Source organism: Campylobacter showae CC57C (assembly GCF_000344295.2).
In the GTDB taxonomy this organism is placed as follows: domain Bacteria; phylum Campylobacterota; class Campylobacteria; order Campylobacterales; family Campylobacteraceae; genus Campylobacter_A; species Campylobacter_A showae_B.
The window spans coordinates 1-1,777 of record NZ_AOTD01000198.1 but is presented as its reverse complement, the minus strand read 5'-3'; the positions used below and the strand labels follow the sequence as shown (position 1 = coordinate 1,777).

At 45.2% G+C, this 1,777-nt stretch carries 2 protein-coding genes; both read left to right on the top strand.

Translation table 11 applies throughout. The annotated features are described in order from the left end of the window. On the top strand, positions 1-1,218 hold a 1,218-nt coding region (locus tag H740_RS07455), incomplete at its 5' end, for an ATP-dependent DNA helicase (RefSeq protein ID WP_002952912.1). Further along, positions 1,215-1,718 carry a hypothetical protein gene (locus H740_RS07450; RefSeq protein WP_002952910.1) on the top strand — a complete coding sequence of 168 codons (504 nt, stop codon included), beginning with the start codon at positions 1,215-1,217 and terminating at the stop codon, positions 1,716-1,718. The genes H740_RS07455 and H740_RS07450, both read left to right, overlap by 4 nt. Positions 1,719-1,777 lie beyond the last annotated feature (59 nt).

Below are 1,777 nucleotides of genomic sequence, written 5' to 3'. Positions count from 1 at the left end.
AAAAGCGAGCTAAAAAATGTCGTGGTGCTGGGCAGCACCGGCATCGCAGCGGTAAACGTCGGTGGAGTGAGCGTGCATAGTTTTTTTAAATTCGGCATTTGCTCAAACCTTGATGAGCTACGAGGCTACGACCGCAAACAGCGCGGAAAGCTTGGCGAACTAAAAAAGATGCTAGACGTCTGCGATCTCATCGTGATAGACGAAATTTCGATGATCAGCGCGGGGCTCATGGATATGATTTATTACCGTTTGATGAGCTCGAGATTTGTCGGGCGAGTGATGCTCGTGGGAGATTTTTATCAGTTGCCGCCCGTGCGAAAAAACGGCGAAGACGGTAGCTCGCTCTTTAAATTTCTTTATGCTTTTAACTCAAGCTCGTGGCATGAATTTGAGTTTAAAAATATCGAGCTGGTCGTCTCAAAGCGAACAAAAGACAAGAAATTTTACGATATCTTATCCATGCTTCGCGTTGGGCGACTGAGCGAAGAGGTGTTTAGCTATATCGAAAATTTACTCGTGCCAAGCGTGCAGGTAGATGACGATACAAGCGTACTTTTTGGGCGTAACTACGAAGCAGACGAGCTAAACAACAAGATGCTCTCTAAGCTACCAGCGCCGCTTGAAAGAGCCGAGGCGCTAGTGGAAATTTACGATGAAAATTTAAACGAAAACGCGCTGGATCGCTGGATCGCAAATCTCTATGCGCCTGAAATTTTAAATATAAAAATCGGCGCGAAAGTTATATTTACCGTAAATAAATGGGGTGAGTATTATAACGGCGAGCGCGGGCAGATAATGCAAATTTTAAAAGAAAACGGCGAGATAAAAAGCGTCATCGTGCAAAAAGCTAACGGCGAGATCGTCGAGGTGGAGCGCACGAGATTTGACATGAGCGAGTTTGTGATGGCGGGCGAGCACCTCGAGGAGCGCGCGAGGGCGTCTTTGACTCAGTTTCCGCTAAAGCTAGCCTACGCGATCACGATCCACAAATCCCAAGGCATGAGTATCGAAAATTTAGTGTGCGACCTAAATCATATCTTTGCCAACGGACAGCTCTACGTCGCGCTCTCGCGGGCGATCGATCCCAAAAAGCTGCGGATATTTTACGGCAAAAGTCGGCCGTTTAGAGAGTATTTGCAAAGCGTCGTTAAAATAGACGAAGAGGTCGAGAAATTCTATCTTGAAAACAAATTTGAAAATATTAAGGAAGACGTATGAAAAAGATTTTTGCGCTGGCTTTTGTCGCGGTTATGGCCTTTGCCGAGACGCTAAATATCGATAACTTTGAAACCGATCTATACTCCAGAGACGCCAAAAGTTCGATCAAAAAAGTAAGCGTAAGCCTGCGTCTTGAGGGGCGCGACGTCGTGGATAACGAAGCCTACGTGCTTGACGCGCTAAACGTCGTTATCGGCAGCTTTTACGTCGAGGATCTGCTAACCTCGCTCGGCAAGGAAAAATTTAAAGACACGCTAGCAAAATACACCGCCAAAAAGCACTCTGTCGATATCGACGAAGTGCTCATCATCTCGCTAAAAACCGTTCGCGAACCAAATATCGAAGAGCTACTTGAAGCGCTAAAAAACGTCAAAACCACGGGCTCAAAAAGATCTCAAAAAGAGCAGGTCGAGGATATATTAAGGGGAAATAAAAATCAGCTAAAGCCGATGGATTTAAATCAGATAGATGATTTTGGCAAGGATTTTGGTGAGCAGTAAATTTGGGATTAAATTTATAAATTTTACTCGCCGAGACCCGCACCTTTAAGGTGCTAAAT